Here is a 17,267-nt window from a genome sequence, read left to right as displayed (position 1 = left end):
AGGAGCTGAGCGTGCGTATTGGTATTGATTTAGGTGGAACAAAAACCGAAGTGATAGCCCTGAGCGACCAGGGAGAGCAGCTGTTTCGCCACCGGTTACCCACGCCGCGTGAGGACTACCGGCAAACCATCGAGACTATCGCCACCCTGGTGGCGATGGCCGAGCAGGCGACCGGGCAGCAGGGTACCGTGGGGATGGGCATTCCTGGCGCAATTTCGCCCTATACCGGGGTGGTGAAAAACGCCAACTCGACCTGGCTCAACGGCCAGCCCTTTGATAAGGATCTCAGCCTGCGCCTTGAGCGTGAAGTCCGGCTGGCCAACGACGCCAACTGTCTGGCGGTGTCGGAGGCGGTGGACGGCGCGGCGGCGGGGGCGCAAACGGTGTTTGCGGTGATTATCGGCACCGGCTGCGGCGCCGGGGTGGCGCTCAACGGGCGGGCGCATATCGGCGGCAACGGTAACGCCGGCGAGTGGGGGCATAACCCGCTGCCGTGGATGAACGACGATGAGCTGCGCTATCGCGCCGAAGTGCCCTGCTACTGCGGTAAACAGGGATGTATCGAAACCTTTATCTCCGGCACCGGCTTTGCCACCGACTACCAGCGGCTGAGCGGCAAGGGGTTAACCGGCAGCGAGATTATGCGTCTGGTGGGCGAAGGTGACGAAAAGGCCGAACTGGCGCTGAGCCGCTATGAACAGCGGCTGGCGAAATCGCTGGCCCACGTGGTGAATATCCTCGACCCGGACGTTATCGTGCTGGGCGGCGGGATGAGCAACGTCGAGCGTCTGTATCAAACGGTACCGGACCTGGTGAAGCAGTGGGTCTTCGGCGGCGAGTGTGAAACGCCGATCCGCAAAGCGTTGCACGGTGACTCCAGCGGAGTACGCGGCGCGGCCTGGCTGTGGCCGCTCCAGGGGACCTGAACCGCTCCCCCTCACCCCGGCCCTCTCCCTGCAGAGAGAGGGAGAAAAGCGGTACGGTGCGGGTGGTAGAGGCAGTGGCCGGGAACCCCTCATCCTGCAGGGAGAGGGGAATCGCAATAGCGTGCGAAATTACAGACCGGCGCCGGACGGTTCCCTCTCCCTCCGGGAAAGGGTTAGGGTAAGGGGACATCGCCATAATTCAGACCTCACTCCACCGCAAACACTCTGTCCAGCCGACTGTAGCCCAGGCCATTTATCTTCTTCACTTTGATCTGCACCGGAATACGTTCCTTCATTGCCTCCACGTGGCTGATCACCCCGATAATTTTGCCGCTGGCGTTAAGGGCATCCAGGGCGTCCAGCGCCGTATCCAGCGTTTCGCTGTCGAGGGTGCCAAAGCCTTCATCGAGAAACAGGGAGTCAATCCGTGTCTTATGGCTCACCAGGTCTGACAGCGCCAGGGCCAGCGCCAGGCTGACGAGGAAACTTTCGCCGCCGGAGAGAGTGCGGGTGTCGCGCACGGCGTCGGCCTGCCAGGTATCGACCACCTCCAGCTCCAGCGCCTCGCTGGCCTTGCGTTGCAGCAGATAGCGGCCGTGCAGGCGGTTGAGCTGCTGGTTTGCCAGCCAGACCAGATTATCCAGCGTCAGCCCCTGGGCGAATTTGCGGAACCGGTCGCCGGTGCTGGAGCCGATCAGCGAATTCAGATAGCCCCAGTCGTCCGCCAGCTGCGCCGCCTCTGCAATCTGCTGCCCCAGCGCCTGCTGCTGCTGGCGGCTTTCATTATCCTGCCTGAGCTGCTGGCGGATCTCACCCTGACGGGTCGTGTTGTCCCGCAGCCGCTGGGCCAGGGCGTGCAGCTGCGTTTGCAGGGTGGGGCCGTCCGCGTCTGATCCTTGCGGCCGCAGCGCCAGATGCGCCTGTTGCTGCTGAGTCGCCTGCTCGCAGAGCACCGTCGCTTGCTGAAGCTGCTGCTCAAGCGACTGTTTTAACTGCGTCAGCCGCTGGGCGGTCTCGTCATCCAGCAGTGCGGCGAGGAACGCCTCCCGATCGTTGAAGCGGCTGGCGGCCAGGGCAGTCGTGAATTGCGTCTGTGACTGATGTACGCGCGCCGTTTCTTCGGTCTCCAGTTGCTGCTGGGCGACAAGCTGGCTGTGCAGCGACAGGCATTCCTCGTGGATTTCGCGCCAGTTGTCCGGGATCACCGGCTCAGCCTCCGCGTCATCCTCATCGCCGGGCGGCAGCGTATCGAGCAGCGGTTTCAGGGCGGCGATCTGCTCCTGGAGCACGCCATGCCGCGTCTGTTGCGCCTGCCACCGGGCAAATTCGCTTTCGCGAGCGTGCAGCCAGGCGGCTTCTGCGCCTTCTTCCGGCAGGCTGAGCGACAGCGTCTGCAGGGCGTTCTCCAGCCCCTGGCGCGTGGTCTCCAGCTGCTGGTGAGCCTGGCGCTCCAGCGCTTGCTGGTCGTTGAGCTGGCTCTGTAACATCAGACGCTGGCTGAGCTGATAGAGCTGCTGCTCGTAGCGCTCCTGCTCCTGCATCCAGTCGTTTATCTCTTGCGCAATATCCCGCGTGACCTGCAGAGCGGCGCAGGTTTCCTGCCACGCTTTAGTGAGCGCTTGCTCTTCCTCTGTGAGCCGCCGGGCCGCTTCGGTCTCACGCTGGAGCTGCTGCGTCAGGGCGTTGACCTGCCCGAGGACCAGCAGACCTTCTTCTTTCAGCGCGGCGACCTCTTTTTCCAGCGCGTCGCGGCGGCGCTGATTATCCGTGACCGTTAGGGAGGCGTATTGCTCAATCGCCGGATGTTCACAGGATCCGCACAGCGGGCAGGGCTTCCCCGCCTCAAGCCGGGCGCGGTAACCTTCCAGATCTTTAATCGTTTCTTCCCGCTGGCAGAGCGCCTTCAGGTCGAGATAGTGCTGGTTTTTGTCTTTATATTGCTCCCGACGTTGCGTCAGGGTGGCATTGAGTTTTGCCTGCTCCGTTTGCGCCTGCTGGATGTTCTCGGCGCTCTGCCGCAGGCGTTTGTGCAACTGCTGATGCTGTTCATGCAGGGAGAGCAGCCGCTGGCGCAGCGGCCGCGATTGCGTTTGCTGCGCCATCGCCGCCGCGACTTCCTCTGCGGACAATGACAGGGAGCTGGCCGGCAGAGCGCTGAGTTTCTGGCGCAGCGCGGCCAGGCGGGTGGTCTGAGCCGTTAACTGCTGTTTATCGCGCGCCAGTTGCGAGAATTGCGCCCGCCAGCCGGCAATCTCCTGGCCCCATAAGCGGAATCGGTCATGGGCCGCCAGCCACTGCGCCAGGTCCGTCAGTTCAGCCTGACGCTGCTGCTGAGCGTGCAGGGCGCTGCGGCGGATGCGCGCGCGCTGCGCGGTGCAGGCAAGTAAGCGAGCATTTACTTCGTTGATCCGTTGCCGGGTTTGCGCCAGACCTGCCACCTGTTCCTGCTGACGCTCCCACAGGGGGCGCAGCTGGGCGGCCGGCTGCGCCAGCTCAAGCTTCGCCAGCGCCGGGGCGGCGTCGGTCAGCGCCTGGCGGGCCTGCTGTTGCCGGCTAACCGCCTGCTGGTGCTGCTGCGCCAGCTCGTCGCAGCGCGTCAGCCACTGAAGCTGCTGTTGCTGGTTTTGCTGCTGCGTTAGCAGGGTTTTTTCTTCGTCAGTGAGTACCTGCAAACTTTCCTGCAGCGCCTGCTGCTGCGCTTCCGTCAGCAGAACGATGCCCGCCGCCTGGGCTTCGAACTTCTCCAGCGCGTGGCGAGCGGCTTTGTGCTGTTCGTAGACCATGGCCGAAATCTGGCCGTAGATTTCCGTGCCGGTCAGCTCCTCCAGCAGCTCCGCGCGATCGCTCGGCTTCGCGTTCAGGAAGGCGGCAAATTGTCCCTGGGAAAGCAGCATCGAGCGGGTGAAACGGCCATAGTCGAGCCCGGTGAGCGTCGCGGTTTGCTCCAGTTTGTCCGAGACCTTATCGGCGAGGATTTTGCCGTCGGCGCAGCGTGCCAGCTCGACGCGGGGCGCCTGCAGATTGCCATCCGGTTGGTTGCGTGCCCGGTTCTGGCTCCAGAAAGCGCGGTAGGCGGTGCCTTTGACTTCAAACTCGACCTCCGCCAGACATTCGGCGGTATCGCGGGTCATCAGGTCATTTTGCGACTGGGAAACTTTATTCAGGCGTGGCGTCTCGTGATAAAGCGCCAGGCAAATGGCATCGAGCAGGGTGGTTTTGCCGGCGCCGGTGGCGCCGGTAATGGCGAACAGGCCGTTGCTGACGAACGGCTCGGCGGTAAAGTCTATCTTCCATTCACCCTTCAGGGAGTTGAGGTTTTTCAGACGCAGACTGAGGATTTTCATGCGTTTTCGTCCTCCGCGGTGAGCGTATGCAGCGTATGGGTGAACAGCTCGTGCAGCCGGGCGCGCTTGTCATCGTCAATCTCGGTCAGCGCCAGCCGGCGCTCGAACACCTCTTCCACCTTCAGTTCGCTGAGGGTCTCCCGCTGGGCGTTGAGCAATATTTTCTCGCGCTGCTCGCGGCTGCGGCGTACCAGCAACACTTCCACCGGCAGATCCTCCGTCAGCGCCTGAATATGACGCTGAATATCGTGCAGGTAGTCCTCGGTGGTGATTTCGATATCCAGCCACACCGGCGGGTCCTGCTCGACGCCGCGCCACTGCTCCAGCTGGGCGGTGATGGCGGCCAGATCGCCTTTGATCACTGCCAGCGGCTGGGTCACGGGCACCTCCAGGGTTTCCACGGCGCTGAGGCGCCCGTCGTTAAAACTCACCAGGTGCACCGATTTGGCTTTGCCGGTTTCATCGAAGCTCAGCGGCAACGGCGAGCCGCTGTAGCGGATGTGCTCGCAGCCACCGACCACCTGCGCCCGATGAATATGGCCCAGCGCAATGTAGTCGGCAGGCGGGAAGTGTTGCGCCGGAAAGGCATCCAGCGTGCCGATGTAAATGTCGCGGACGGCATCGCTTTTGCTGGCGCCGACGGTGGTCAGGTGGCCGCTGGCAATGATGGGCAGCGGCCGATCGCCGCGCAGCGCGCAGGCCTGCTGATACTGCTCCTGATAATAGTCGCTAATAGCGTGCAGGAGCTGTTGCTGTTTTTCCCGACCGGAGTGGCCGGCCTGACTGGTAACCAGCTCGCGGGGGCGTAAAAACGGCACCGGGCAAAAGATGGCGCCAGGGGTGCCGTCGCGCAACGGCAGCTCAATGGGCGCGTAGCCGGCGTTCGCCACCACGGTGGTGTGCAAAAAGGCGAGAATATCGCGGGACTCATTGAGCATCGCCACTGAATCGTGATTGCCCGCCAGCACCACCAGGCGACAGCCGGTCTGCTGCAACTGGACGACAAAACGGTTATACAGCTCGCGGGCATAGCTCGGCGGCGAGCCGGTATCAAAAATATCGCCAGCCACGATAATGGCGTCGACTTCATGCTCCTGCGCGCGGGCCAGCAGCCAGGTAAGAAAAGCGTCGTGTTCTGCCGCGCGGCTTTTGCTGTAAAAATTCTGGCCCAAATGCCAGTCGGAGGTGTGAAGGAGGCGCATAAATCTTCCCTAGCGAAAAAAGCATGGGCGGCAGTATATCATTTGTCGGCGCGGGGTAAGTCCGCGTCATGCTTCAAATTACCCGATCATCAGACCGTCATTTTTTTCATAAATCTGTCACAAAAGTGACGCATAATGACGCCGCACTTCTATACTGATGGCTAAAAAACACAGGGTAAATAATGGCGAGAAGAATTCTGGTCGTTGAAGATGAAGCTCCAATCCGCGAAATGGTCTGCTTTGTTCTGGAGCAAAATGGCTTTCAGCCCGTTGAGGCGGAAGATTATGACAGCGCGGTGAATCAACTCAATGAACCCTGGCCTGATTTGATTCTCCTTGACTGGATGCTGCCGGGTGGTTCGGGGCTGCAGTTTATTAAGTTGCTCAAGCGCGAGGCGATGACGCGGGATATCCCGGTTGTGATGCTGACCGCGCGTGGAGAAGAAGAGGATCGTGTTCGCGGCCTGGAGACCGGCGCGGACGACTACATTACCAAGCCTTTCTCACCGAAAGAGCTGGTGGCGCGAATCAAAGCGGTGATGCGCCGTATTTCGCCGATGGCGGTGGAAGAGGTGATCGAAATGCAGGGTCTGAGCCTCGACCCTTCGTCGCATCGGGTGATGACCGGCGACAGTCCGCTGGACATGGGGCCGACGGAATTTAAATTATTGCACTTCTTTATGACCCATCCTGAGCGAGTGTACAGCCGCGAGCAGTTGCTGAACCACGTCTGGGGAACCAACGTCTATGTGGAAGACCGCACGGTGGACGTCCATATTCGCCGCCTGCGCAAAGCGCTGGAACACAGTGGCCATGATCGTATGGTGCAAACGGTTCGCGGCACGGGGTATCGTTTCTCCGCCCGTTTCTGAATTTTGACAGGAGTGTGACCCGTGCTGGAACGGCTGTCATGGAAAAGGCTGGCGCTGGAGCTCTTTTTAGCGTGTATTCCGGCCCTGATTCTGGGGGCGTTTGTGGGTCATCTGCCGTGGTTTTTACTGGCGGCAGTGACCGGTTTGCTGATCTGGCATTTCTGGAATTTGATGCGCCTGTCGTGGTGGTTGTGGGTGGATCGGAGCATGACTCCTCCGCCTGGACGCGGCAGCTGGGAGCCGCTGCTGTATGGTCTGCATCAGATGCAGATGCGTAATAAAAAGCGTCGACGCGAGCTGGGAAGCCTGATTAAACGCTTTCGCAGCGGGGCGGAATCGCTGCCGGATGCGGTTGTACTGACCACGGAAGAGGGGGCCATTTTCTGGTGTAATGGCCTGGCGCAGCAGATTTTAAACCTGCGCTGGCCGGACGACAGTGGCCAAAATATTCTCAACCTCCTGCGTTATCCCGAGTTCGCCAACTATCTGAAACAGCGTGATTTTTCTAAGCCACTCAACCTGGTGCTGAATAACGCTCGCCATCTGGAAATTCGCGTGATGCCTTACACCGACAAGCAGTGGCTGATGGTGGCGCGCGACGTGACGCAGATGCATCAGTTGGAAGGGGCGCGGCGGAACTTTTTCGCCAACGTCAGCCATGAACTGCGCACCCCGCTGACGGTGCTGCAGGGCTATCTGGAGATGATGCAGGAGCAGGTGCTGGAGGGGGCGACGCGGGAAAAAGCCCTGCACACCATGCGAGAGCAAACTCAGCGTATGGAAGGGCTGGTGAAGCAGTTGCTGACGCTGTCGCGCATTGAAGCCGCGCCGGCGCTGGCGATGAATGACCGCATCGACGTGCCGATGATGCTGCGGGTGGTGGAGCGCGAGGCGCAAACTCTCAGCCAGGAGAAACAGACGCTGATCTTCACCGTTGACGAGCAGCTCAAGGTGCTGGGTAATGAGGAGCAACTGCGCAGCGCCATTTCCAATCTGGTCTATAACGCGGTGAACCACACCCCGCCGGGGACCGAAATTCGCGTCAGCTGGCAGCGGACCCCGCAGGGGGCGCTGTTCAGCGTCGAGGATAATGGGCCAGGCATTGCGCCAGAGCATATTCCCCGTTTGACCGAGCGTTTTTATCGGGTGGATAAAGCTCGCTCCCGGCAAACGGGGGGCAGCGGCCTGGGACTGGCGATCGTCAAACACGCGGTCAACCATCATGACAGCCGGCTGGAGATCGACAGCACGGTGGGCAAGGGAACCCGTTTTAGCTTCCTGCTCCCGGAACGATTAATTGCCAGAAACGACGCCTGATCGGCGTGCTGTCAGCTTATCTTGCCAATGACCAGCCCCGGCTGGTCATTTTCGTTGGCATCCCTTTTTTCCTCGCCTATTTAATGAACGCGTGCTGCTTTTTTGTTCGCATGATAAGCCACGGGTTTTCCATCAATATGGTAAATGATTCTGGTGTGAAACTGATAACCAGCATAATCATCTGCTTTTGCGATCGTGCCTTGCTTTAAAACGTTATAAGCGTTTAAATTGCGCCTGCGCAGTCGATGACAGACTGCTTTTGCGTGGTAATACCAAAAACAATTCTTTCCCACGCCGCTTCGGGAGCATATCTCGCTGAGTTTACCGGCAATGGCCGCTGTATCGTCCCTGAGAGGGGAGCGCGGTATTTTTCCATTTTTTACAACACCACATCCACAGGCAGTAATGAATTTATGACCCATCAGTTAAAATCTCGCGACATCATAGCGTTGGGCTTTATGACCTTCGCGTTGTTTGTTGGCGCAGGCAACATAATTTTCCCTCCGATGGTTGGCTTACAGGCGGGCGAGCACGTCTGGACAGCAGCGATCGGCTTCCTGATCACTGCGGTGGGTCTGCCGGTGCTGACGGTGGTGGCGCTGGCGAAAGTCGGCGGCGGCGTTGAAAGCCTGAGCACCCCGATTGGTAAAGTGGCGGGTATCCTGCTGGCGGTGGTGTGTTATCTCGCGGTGGGACCGCTGTTCGCGACCCCGCGCACCGCGACCGTCTCCTTTGAGGTCGGTATTGCGCCGCTGACCGGCGACGGCCCGCTGCCGCTGCTGATCTACAGCGTTATCTATTTCGCGCTGGTGATTCTGGTCTCCCTCTATCCGGGCAAACTGCTGGACACCGTGGGTAACTTCCTTGCGCCGCTGAAAATTATCGCCCTGATTGTGCTGGCGGTCGCGGCCATCATCTGGCCAGCGGGCCCGATCAGCGACGCGCTGGAAGCGTATCGTACGGCGCCATTCTCCAATGGCTTCGTCAACGGCTACCTGACCATGGATACCCTCGGCGCGATGGTGTTCGGGATCGTGATTGTCAATGCGGCACGCTCCCGCGGCGTCAGCGAAGCGCGTCTGTTGACCCGCTACACCGTCTGGGCTGGCCTGATGGCAGGCGTTGGCCTGACGCTGCTGTACCTGGCGTTGTTCCGTCTGGGTTCTGACAGCGCCACTCTCGTGGACCAGTCCGCCAACGGCGCGGCCATTCTGCACTCCTACGTGCAGCACACCTTCGGCGGGGCGGGCAGCTTCCTGCTGGCGGCGCTGATCTTCATCGCTTGCCTGGTGACGGCGGTGGGCCTGACCTGCGCCTGCGCCGAGTTCTTTGCCCAGTATCTGCCGTTCTCCTATCGCACGCTGGTCTTTATCCTTGGCCTGTTCTCGATGGCGGTCTCCAATCTGGGGCTGAGCCATCTGATTCAGGTGTCAATTCCGGTGCTGACCGCTATCTATCCGCCGTGTATCGCACTGGTTGTATTAAGCTTTACCCGCAGTTGGTGGCATAATTCGTCCCGCGTTATCGCGCCGGCCATGTTTATCAGTCTGATGTTTGGTATCATTGACGGGATTAAGTCATCGGCGTTTGCCGCGATTCTGCCGGCCTGGACCGCGCGTCTGCCGCTGGCGGAGCAGGGCCTGGCCTGGCTGATGCCCACCGCCGTGATGGTGTTCCTCGCGGTGATCTGGGATCGCGCAGCCGGACGTCAGGTGACTTCCAGCGCCCATTAACAGGCGTTAAGGAAAAGCGTTTAACCACGGGACTTCGGGTTCCGTGGTTTTTTATTTTTTGTGTTAAACGGCATTGAAAAACCACGATGGAAAGTAGTAACAAGCTTAAGCGCGGGCTAAGCACCCGGCATATCCGCTTTATGGCCCTGGGTTCCGCCATCGGCACCGGGCTTTTTTACGGCTCAGCCGACGCCATTAAGATGGCCGGACCCAGCGTGCTGTTGGCCTACATTATCGGTGGCGTCGCGGCATATATCATTATGCGGGCGCTCGGTGAGATGTCGGTGCATAACCCTGCCGCCAGCTCATTTTCCCGCTATGCCCAGGAAAACCTCGGCGGACTGGCGGGCTATATCACCGGCTGGACCTACTGCTTCGAAATCCTGATCGTCGCCATCGCCGACGTCACCGCCTTCGGTATCTACATGGGCGTCTGGTTCCCGACGGTGCCGCACTGGATCTGGGTGCTCAGCGTGGTACTGATCATCTGCGCCGTCAACCTGATGAGCGTCAAGGTGTTTGGTGAGCTGGAGTTCTGGTTCTCGTTCTTCAAAGTGGCCACCATTATCATCATGATCCTCGCCGGGTTCGGCATTATTATCTGGGGGATCGGCAACGGCGGCCAGCCGACCGGCATTCATAACCTGTGGAGCAACGGCGGCTTCTTCAGCAACGGCTGGCTGGGGATGGTGATGTCGCTGCAGATGGTGATGTTCGCCTACGGCGGCATCGAAATCATCGGTATTACCGCCGGTGAGGCGAAAGACCCGGAGAAATCCATTCCGCGCGCGATCAACTCGGTGCCGATGCGTATTCTGGTGTTCTACGTCGGCACACTGTTCGTCATTATGTCCATCTATCCGTGGAATCAGGTGGGAACCGACGGCAGCCCCTTTGTCCTGACCTTCCAGCATCTGGGCATTACCTTCGCGGCCAGTATTCTTAACTTCGTGGTCCTGACAGCCTCCCTGTCGGCGATTAACTCCGACGTGTTCGGCGTGGGCCGTATGCTGCACGGTATGGCTGAGCAGGGCAGCGCGCCGAAGGTGTTCGCTAAAACGTCGCGCCGCGGTATTCCGTGGGTGACGGTGATGGTGATGACTATTGCGCTGTTGTTTGCGGTGTATCTCAATTACATCATGCCGGAAAACGTCTTCCTGGTGATCGCCTCCCTGGCCACCTTCGCCACGGTGTGGGTGTGGATTATGATCCTGTTGTCACAGATTGCCTTCCGCCGCCGTCTGTCGCCCGAAGAGGTCAAGGCGCTGAAATTCAAAGTGCCCGGCGGAGTGGTGACCACGGTAGTCGGCCTGGTGTTCCTGGCCTTTATTATCGCCCTGATCGGCTATCATCCGGATACCCGTATCTCGCTGTATGTCGGTATGGCGTGGATCGGCCTGCTGCTGCTGGGCTGGGTCTTTAAGACCCGTCGCGATCGCCGCCTGGCGCAGGCACAGTAAATGCACCGCCCCGGTCAGCATCACGCGACCGGGGCGGCTTGCAGTCCCGCGTCCTCCCCCGTTATCCTCCCCCAAAAAATCCTGTGATGATGAGTTCTGCGCCTGACGGCTATGGCAAGGTGTGCCCATTCTGCACAATGAGGATTCACGATGTTGAAGGCATGGCACCTTCCGGTTGCACCCTTTATCAAGGTGCAACAGGACCGACTGTTTATTACCCTGTGGTTAAGCGGTGAGTCGCTGCCGCAGCGGATCACGCTGCGCGCGGAAGAGGATAACGAAGAGCTGTCGCTGCCGATGCAGCGGCTCCGTCAGGCGCCGCAGCCAGGCGTGGTGGCATGGCGCGGTGAAATCTCTCTCGCCAGCGGCCAGCCGCGCCGCCGCTACAGCTTTAAGCTGCTGTGGGCCGACCATCAGCGCTGGTTTACGCCACAAGGTTTCACCCGTTTCCCGCCGGCCAGGCTGGAACAGTTTGCCATTGACCTGCCGGACGCCGGCCCGCAGTGGGTGGCCGATCAGGTGTTCTATCAGATTTTCCCCGATCGCTTTGCCCGCAGCGCCGCGCGTGACGCCGACCAGGATGCGGTCTATTACCATCACGCGGCGGGACGGGAGATTGTGCGCAAGGCATGGGACGAACCGCTAACCGGTGAGGCGGGCGGGTCGACGTTCTACGGCGGCGATCTCGACGGCATCAGCGAAAAACTTCCCTACCTGAAGCAACTCGGCGTCACCGCCCTCTATCTGAACCCGGTTTTCGCCGCCCCCAGCGTGCATAAATACGATACCGAGGATTATCGGCGCGTCGATCCGCAGTTTGGCGGCGACGCGGCGCTGCTCCGGCTGCGCCATAATACGCAGCGGGCGGGGATGCGTATGATCCTTGACGGGGTGTTCAACCATACCGGCGATTCCCATCCCTGGTTCGACCGACACCAGCAGGGCAGCGGCGGCGCCGGCCATTACCCGGATTCTCCGTGGCGCGACTGGTTTACCTTCTCAGAGGAGGGGCAGGCGCACAACTGGCTGGGCTATGCCAGTCTGCCGAAGCTCGACTATCGCTCGACCAGCCTGGTCAACGAGATCTATGCCGGCGAGGACAGTATCGTACGCCACTGGCTGAAAGCGCCGTGGAGCATGGACGGCTGGCGTCTGGATGTGGTGCATATGCTGGGCGAAGGCGGCGGGGCGCGGAATAACCTGCAGCATATCGCCGGCATCACTCAGGCGGCAAAACAAACGCAGCCGGAAGCCTTTGTCTTTGGCGAACATTTTGGCGATGCGCGACAATGGCTGCAGGCGGATGCCGAAGATGCGGCGATGAACTATCGCGGCTTTACCTTCCCGATCTGGGGATTCCTCGCCAATACCGATATCTCTTACGATCCGCAGAAGATAGACGCCCAGACCTGCATGGCGTGGATGGATAATTATCGCGCCGGGCTGTCGCATCAGCAGCAGCTGCGGATGTTCAACCAGCTCGACAGCCATGATACGGCGCGCTTTAAATCGCTCCTTGGTAAAGACGTAGCGCGCCTGCCGCTGGCGGTGGTGTGGCTGTTTAGCTGGCCGGGTGTACCGTGCATCTACTACGGCGACGAGGTGGGCGTGGATGGCAACAACGATCCGTTCTGCCGCAAACCGTTCCCGTGGGATCCGGCGCTGCAGGATACCCAGTTGCTGGCGCTGTATCAGCGGATGGCGAAACTGCGTAAGGCCCAGCAGGCGCTGCGCTACGGCGGCTGTCAGGTGATTTACGCCGAGGATAACGTGGTGGTGTTTGTCCGGGTCTACAAACAGCAGCGCGTGCTGGTGGCGATTAACCGCGGGGAAGCCTGCGAGGTGGTTATCGAGGATTCGCCGCTGCTGAACGTGGCCGGGTGGACGCTGCTGGAAGGCGCCGGCGCCTTTCAGGACGGGGTGCTGACCCTTCCGGCCATCTCCGCCAGCGTCTGGTCCGGCCGTTAACGGTAGAGCTGGCTCAGCAGGTCGCCGCGGAGGAGCGCCTCCCGCCACCAGCGCTGAGCCAGCCCGTCATTCCCGCTGCGCCAGGCCATGTAGGTGATATCTTTTTCCCGCCAGCAGGCGACGCTTTTCTCCACCAGACTGCCGTTTTCCAGCCATGGGCGAGCGATATGGCGCGGCAGAAAGCCGCAGCCCAACCCGGCGCACAGCAGTTCGACTTTACTGGCGAAATCATCGACGCCGATTTGCGGCTGCTCGTCGAGGAGATTGCTGTTTAGCGGATGGCAATAACGGGCGCTGTCGCGGATCACGATGGCCCGATGTTGGCTGAGCTGTTTATTGGTCAGTGGCTCCTTCGCCTGAGCCAGCGGGTGAGCGGGGGCAACCACGAAAATGTTATCCAGCGCGCCGAGGGTTTGCCATGACCACTCTGCAGAGGTCGGGGGTTCATTGATGGCGCCGAGGATAATATCCGCGCCATGGTGGGTCAGCTCTTCCCACGAACCGGCGAGGGTGTGATGACTGAAGTTCAGGCGCGTCTGCGGATTTTGCGCATAAAATTCGGCGATCAGCGGCAGCAGGGCAGAAAAGGGAAACGAAGCATCGAGAGCGATCGCCAGCTCTCGCTCCCAGCCCGCGCTCAGCTGCTGCGCCTGCTTTTCCAGATCTCTGGCGGCGCTCAACAGCTGCCGTCCCTTCTCCAGCATCAGCCGGCCGGTATCGGTAAACTTCGCCCGGTGGCCAGAGCGATCCAACAGCACAATATCCAGATCGCTCTCCAGCTTCTGGATCATATAGCTCAGGGCGGCGGGGGTTTTATACAGCGACTCCGCGGCGGTGGCGAAGGACCCGTGTCTGTCCAGGGCATCAAGGATCATGAGTACATCAAAATTCACACGCATGGGGGAGCTATCCATTAATTTATTTTCCCTTGTTGTACCTAAGCACAATAATCAATGCCAGTGAATAAATCAGAACAGTTTGGCGTAAAAATTTGATTAATGCGGATGCGAGCAAATCCTTGCTACGGGCAAAAAATAAACCACAAAAAAACTTTAATAACTTGTTAGAAATAACTGGCTATACTCACCATGCTTTATCAGTCAGGATCCACACGACGCATTAACCATCATGTCATCTTTTTAACTCATTGATTAAGAAGGTATTTAATGTCTATTCGTGAACTGCTCGATCCCACTAATTCCGCACTTATCTTTATTGACCACCAGCCGCAGATGTCATTTGGCGTGGCGAATATCGATCGCCAGACCCTGAAAAATAACACCGTGGCGCTGGCGAAAGCGGGCAAAATTTTTAATGTGCCGGTGATTTATACCTCCGTAGAGACCAAAAGCTTCAGCGGTTATATCTGGCCGGAATTATTGGCCGTGCATCCTGACGTCAAGCCGATTGAACGTACCTCGATGAACTCCTGGGAAGACGACGCGTTTGTGGCGGCGGTGAAAGCGACCGGCCGTAAAAAGCTGGTGATTTCCGCCCTGTGGACCGAAGTCTGCCTGACCTTCCCGGCGTTGATGGCGCTGGAGGCGGGCTACGAGGTCTATGTGGTGACGGATACCTCCGGCGGCACCTCTGTCGACGCCCATGAGCGGTCTATTGACCGGATGGTGCAGGCGGGGGCGGTACCGGTGACCTGGCAACAGGTGCTGCTGGAGTACCAGCGCGACTGGTCGCGCAAAGCGACCTACGATGCGGTGATGGACCTCGTACGCGAACACAGCGGCGCCTACGGGATGGGCGTGGATTACGCTTATACCATGGTGCATGGCGCGCCGGAGCGTAAAGCGTAAATCACTTCATCCTTCAGGCTGCCTGATCTTCGGCTGCGTTTACCCGTCCCCGGTCGCTGACTTATCTCCGCTCAGGGGGACGTGCCGGCTTGCCGCCTCGACGTAGCATGAATGATGTTGTGTATGGTCATCTGTGGCTAATGGCGGGAACAATCCCGCCATTCCCCTGAAGCAAGGAACTCTCTATGGCGCAGCAAAAATCGGTGACCCTGGTCATCAGCCATCTGCTCGATCCGCAACACGGCCAGCGCTACGAGGAGTGGCTCGGTAAAATTATGCCCATTGCGGCCGAGTTTCCCGGCCATCTCGGCGCGAATGTGATCCGGCCCGCCGCAGGGCAGAATCTGTGGAGCGTCATAATCCGCTTCGATACCCTGGAGCACCTCTACGCCTGGACGCAGTCGGAAACCCGTCGGCAGCTGGTGGCAGAGATTGCGCCGCTGCTGACGGAAGGCGATCGGACGGAGGTGCGGACCGAGCCGGCCTTCTGGTTTACCCCGCCGACGGCGAACGTGCGCCAGCCGCGGCGCTGGAAACAGTTTCTGATCACCCTGCTGGTGATTTTTCCCAGCACCAACCTGGTGCCTGCGGTCACCGGTATGCTGTTGCCGTCGCTCAAAGGGAGCCTGCTGCTGCACCTGATCAATGATGCCTGCGTGGTTGCGCTGGTGGTCTGGTTCTGGATGCCCATCGTGACCCGCCTGTTTGCTGGCTGGTTAAAGAAAAACTGAGTCAGCCTCCTCAAGGAGTGCGTTATGTCGCAAACTGCCACACTGATTCTGACCCACGGTCAGATTCATACCCTCGATCGCGCGAATCCCCTGGCGGAAGCCGTGGCCATCGCCGACGGAAAAATTGTTGCTACCGGAAGCCACGATCGGATCATGAGCTTTGCCGCCGAGGGGACGCAAATCGTCGATCTCAAAGGGCATACGGTGATCCCGGGCCTCAATGATTCTCACCTGCACCTGATCCGCGGCGGGTTGAACTACAACCTTGAGCTCCGCTGGGAGGGCGTTCCCTCGCTGGCCGATGCCCTGCGAATGCTTAAGGATCAGGCGGATCGCACACCCTCTCCGCAGTGGGTGCGGGTGGTCGGCGGCTGGAGCGAATTTCAGTTCGCTGAGCGGCGGATGCCGACCCTGGAAGAGCTGAACGACGCGGCGCCCGATACGCCGGTGTTTGTGCTGCATCTCTACGATCGCGCGCTGCTGAACCGCGCGGCGCTGAAAGCCGTGGGGTATACCAAAGAGACGCCGGATCCGGTGGGCGGAGAGATCGTCCGCGATAGCCGCGGCAACCCGACCGGGATGCTGATCGCCAAACCGAACGCCATGATCCTTTACGCTACGCTGGCCAAAGGGCCGAAGCTGCCGCTGGATCTGCAGGTGAACTCTACCCGCCAGTTTATGCGCGAGCTGAACCGACTGGGGCTGACCAGCGCCATCGACGCCGGGGGCGGCTTCCAGAACTATCCGGAAGATTACGAAATTATCGAACAGCTGCACGCGAAAGATCAGATGACCGTGCGCATCGCCTACAACCTGTTTACCCAGCGGCCGAAGCAGGAGCTGGAGGATTTCGAACGCTGGACCGATATGCTGAAGCCGGGGCAGGGGACCGACTTCTATCGCGCCAACGGCGCCGGCGAGATGCTGGTGTTCTCGGCGGCGGATTTTGAGGATTTCCTGCAGCCGCGGCCGGATCTGCCGCAAGGCATGGAGGATGAGCTGGAGCGGGTAGTGCGCCATCTGGTGGAACATCGCTGGCCGTTCCGCCTGCATGCCACCTACGACGAGTCCATCAGCCGGATGCTGGACGTGTTTGAGAAGGTGAACCGCGATATCCCGTTTAATGGTCTGCACTGGTTCTTCGATCATGCCGAGACCATTACCGAGCGTAACATTGAGCGGGTGAAGGCGCTGGGGGGCGGTATTGCGGTGCAGCACCGGATGGCCTTCCAGGGCGAATATTTTGTCGATCGCTACGGTAAAGAGGCGGTGAAACATACCCCGCCGGTAGCGAAAATGCTGGAGCTGGACGTGCCGGTGGGGCTGGGCACCGATGCCACCCGCGTCGCCAGCTATAACCCGTGGACTGCGCTGTACTGGCTGGTCTCCGGGCGCACCGTTGGCGGGATGGCGATGTATGACGACGACAACCGCCTGCCGCGCGATGTCGCGCTGGAGCTGTGGACGGCGGGCAGCGCCTGGTTCTCCAGCGAGCAGGGCAAGAAAGGCCGTCTGGCCGCCGGTCAGCTTGCCGATCTGGTGGTGCTGTCGAAAGACTACTTCGGCGTCGCGGAGGAGGAGATCAAAGGCATTGAGTCCATGTTAACGGTGGTTGATGGCAAAGTGGTGTACGCTGCCGGTCACTTTTCGCCGCTGGCGCCGCCGCCCATTCCGGTGCTACCGGAGTGGTCACCGGTGGTGAAGGTCCCGGGCCATTACCGTTCCGCTCCGCCGGCGGCGGCTAAAATCGGCGCCATGGTCCAGATGCACCAGTGCTGCGGCAGCTGCGGCGTTCACGGCCACCAACATGATATTGCGCGCAAGTCGTCGATTCCGGTCTCCGATGAGCAAGCTTTCTGGGGCGTGCTGGGCTGCTCCTGCTTTGCCTTCTGATACCTTGACGCCT

General features: G+C 60.1%; 13 protein-coding genes. 9 read left to right on the top strand and 4 right to left on the bottom strand.

Features of this window, described 5'->3' with window-relative positions; all coding sequences use genetic code 11:
* Nucleotides 1-11 precede the first annotated feature (11 nt).
* Nucleotides 12-926, top strand: coding sequence for a fructokinase (gene mak, locus FHW76_RS08935; RefSeq protein ID WP_012542714.1), 915 nt, complete (start codon nt 12-14; stop codon nt 924-926).
* 206 nt (nt 927-1,132) lie between these two features.
* On the opposite strand, the gene sbcC is transcribed toward mak, so the two are convergent.
* Nucleotides 1,133-4,270 (bottom strand): exonuclease subunit SbcC, encoded by a 3,138-nt coding sequence (gene sbcC, locus FHW76_RS08930; protein ID WP_060619482.1) that lies wholly within the window; start codon nt 4,268-4,270, stop codon nt 1,133-1,135.
* Nucleotides 4,267-5,472 (bottom strand): exonuclease subunit SbcD, encoded by a 1,206-nt coding sequence (gene sbcD, locus FHW76_RS08925; protein WP_012542712.1) that lies wholly within the window; start codon nt 5,470-5,472, stop codon nt 4,267-4,269. Before sbcD ends, sbcC begins: the two co-directional genes overlap by 4 nt.
* A gap of 182 nt (nt 5,473-5,654) precedes the next feature.
* Between sbcD and phoB the strand changes: the two genes are divergently transcribed.
* Both phoB and phoR read left to right on the top strand, forming a co-directional pair.
* Entirely contained in the window at nt 5,655-6,344 is a 690-nt protein-coding gene (gene phoB / locus FHW76_RS08920; RefSeq protein WP_002890343.1) for a phosphate response regulator transcription factor PhoB, read from the top strand.
* A gap of 21 nt (nt 6,345-6,365) precedes the next feature.
* Entirely contained in the window at nt 6,366-7,661 is a 1,296-nt protein-coding gene (gene phoR, locus FHW76_RS08915; RefSeq protein WP_012968845.1) for a phosphate regulon sensor histidine kinase PhoR, read from the top strand.
* 80 nt (nt 7,662-7,741) lie between these two features.
* Here phoR and FHW76_RS08910 read toward each other — a convergent pair whose 3' ends face one another.
* On the bottom strand, nt 7,742-8,083 hold the full coding sequence (locus tag FHW76_RS08910) for a hypothetical protein (protein WP_153242733.1): 342 nt from the start codon (nt 8,081-8,083) through the stop codon (nt 7,742-7,744).
* On the opposite strand from FHW76_RS08910, the gene brnQ reads away from it, so the two are divergent.
* From brnQ to malZ, 3 genes are all read left to right on the top strand, one after another.
* Nucleotides 8,075-9,394, top strand: coding sequence for a branched-chain amino acid transporter carrier protein BrnQ (gene brnQ / locus FHW76_RS08905; RefSeq protein ID WP_008805357.1), 1,320 nt, complete (start codon nt 8,075-8,077; stop codon nt 9,392-9,394). The genes FHW76_RS08910 and brnQ overlap by 9 nt on opposite strands.
* Nucleotides 9,395-9,480: 86 nt before the next feature.
* On the top strand, nt 9,481-10,854 hold the full coding sequence (proY, locus tag FHW76_RS08900; RefSeq protein ID WP_008805358.1) for a proline-specific permease ProY: 1,374 nt from the start codon (nt 9,481-9,483) through the stop codon (nt 10,852-10,854).
* A gap of 150 nt (nt 10,855-11,004) precedes the next feature.
* On the top strand, nt 11,005-12,822 hold the full coding sequence (gene malZ / locus FHW76_RS08895; protein ID WP_008805359.1) for a maltodextrin glucosidase: 1,818 nt from the start codon (nt 11,005-11,007) through the stop codon (nt 12,820-12,822).
* On the opposite strand, the gene FHW76_RS08890 is transcribed toward malZ, so the two are convergent.
* Entirely contained in the window at nt 12,819-13,721 is a 903-nt protein-coding gene (locus tag FHW76_RS08890) for a LysR substrate-binding domain-containing protein (protein WP_038422170.1), read from the bottom strand. The genes malZ and FHW76_RS08890 overlap by 4 nt on opposite strands.
* A gap of 267 nt (nt 13,722-13,988) precedes the next feature.
* On the opposite strand from FHW76_RS08890, the gene FHW76_RS08885 reads away from it, so the two are divergent.
* The 3 genes from FHW76_RS08885 (at nt 13,989) to FHW76_RS08875 (ending at nt 17,254) form a co-directional block, all read left to right on the top strand.
* Nucleotides 13,989-14,630, top strand: coding sequence for a hydrolase (locus FHW76_RS08885; protein WP_002890357.1), 642 nt, complete (start codon nt 13,989-13,991; stop codon nt 14,628-14,630).
* Between the two features lie 185 nt (nt 14,631-14,815).
* Complete coding sequence (locus FHW76_RS08880; RefSeq protein ID WP_008805362.1) at nt 14,816-15,361, top strand: antibiotic biosynthesis monooxygenase; 546 nt, start codon at nt 14,816-14,818, stop codon at nt 15,359-15,361.
* Between the two features lie 24 nt (nt 15,362-15,385).
* Nucleotides 15,386-17,254 (top strand): amidohydrolase, encoded by a 1,869-nt coding sequence (locus tag FHW76_RS08875; protein WP_044650304.1) that lies wholly within the window; start codon nt 15,386-15,388, stop codon nt 17,252-17,254.
* Nucleotides 17,255-17,267 lie beyond the last annotated feature (13 nt).

This window comes from Klebsiella sp. RC2 (assembly GCF_014192815.1).
GTDB lineage: Bacteria > Pseudomonadota > Gammaproteobacteria > Enterobacterales > Enterobacteriaceae > Klebsiella > Klebsiella variicola.
The sequence above is the reverse complement of the archived record's forward strand: the minus strand, read 5'-3'. Positions and strand labels throughout refer to the sequence as shown.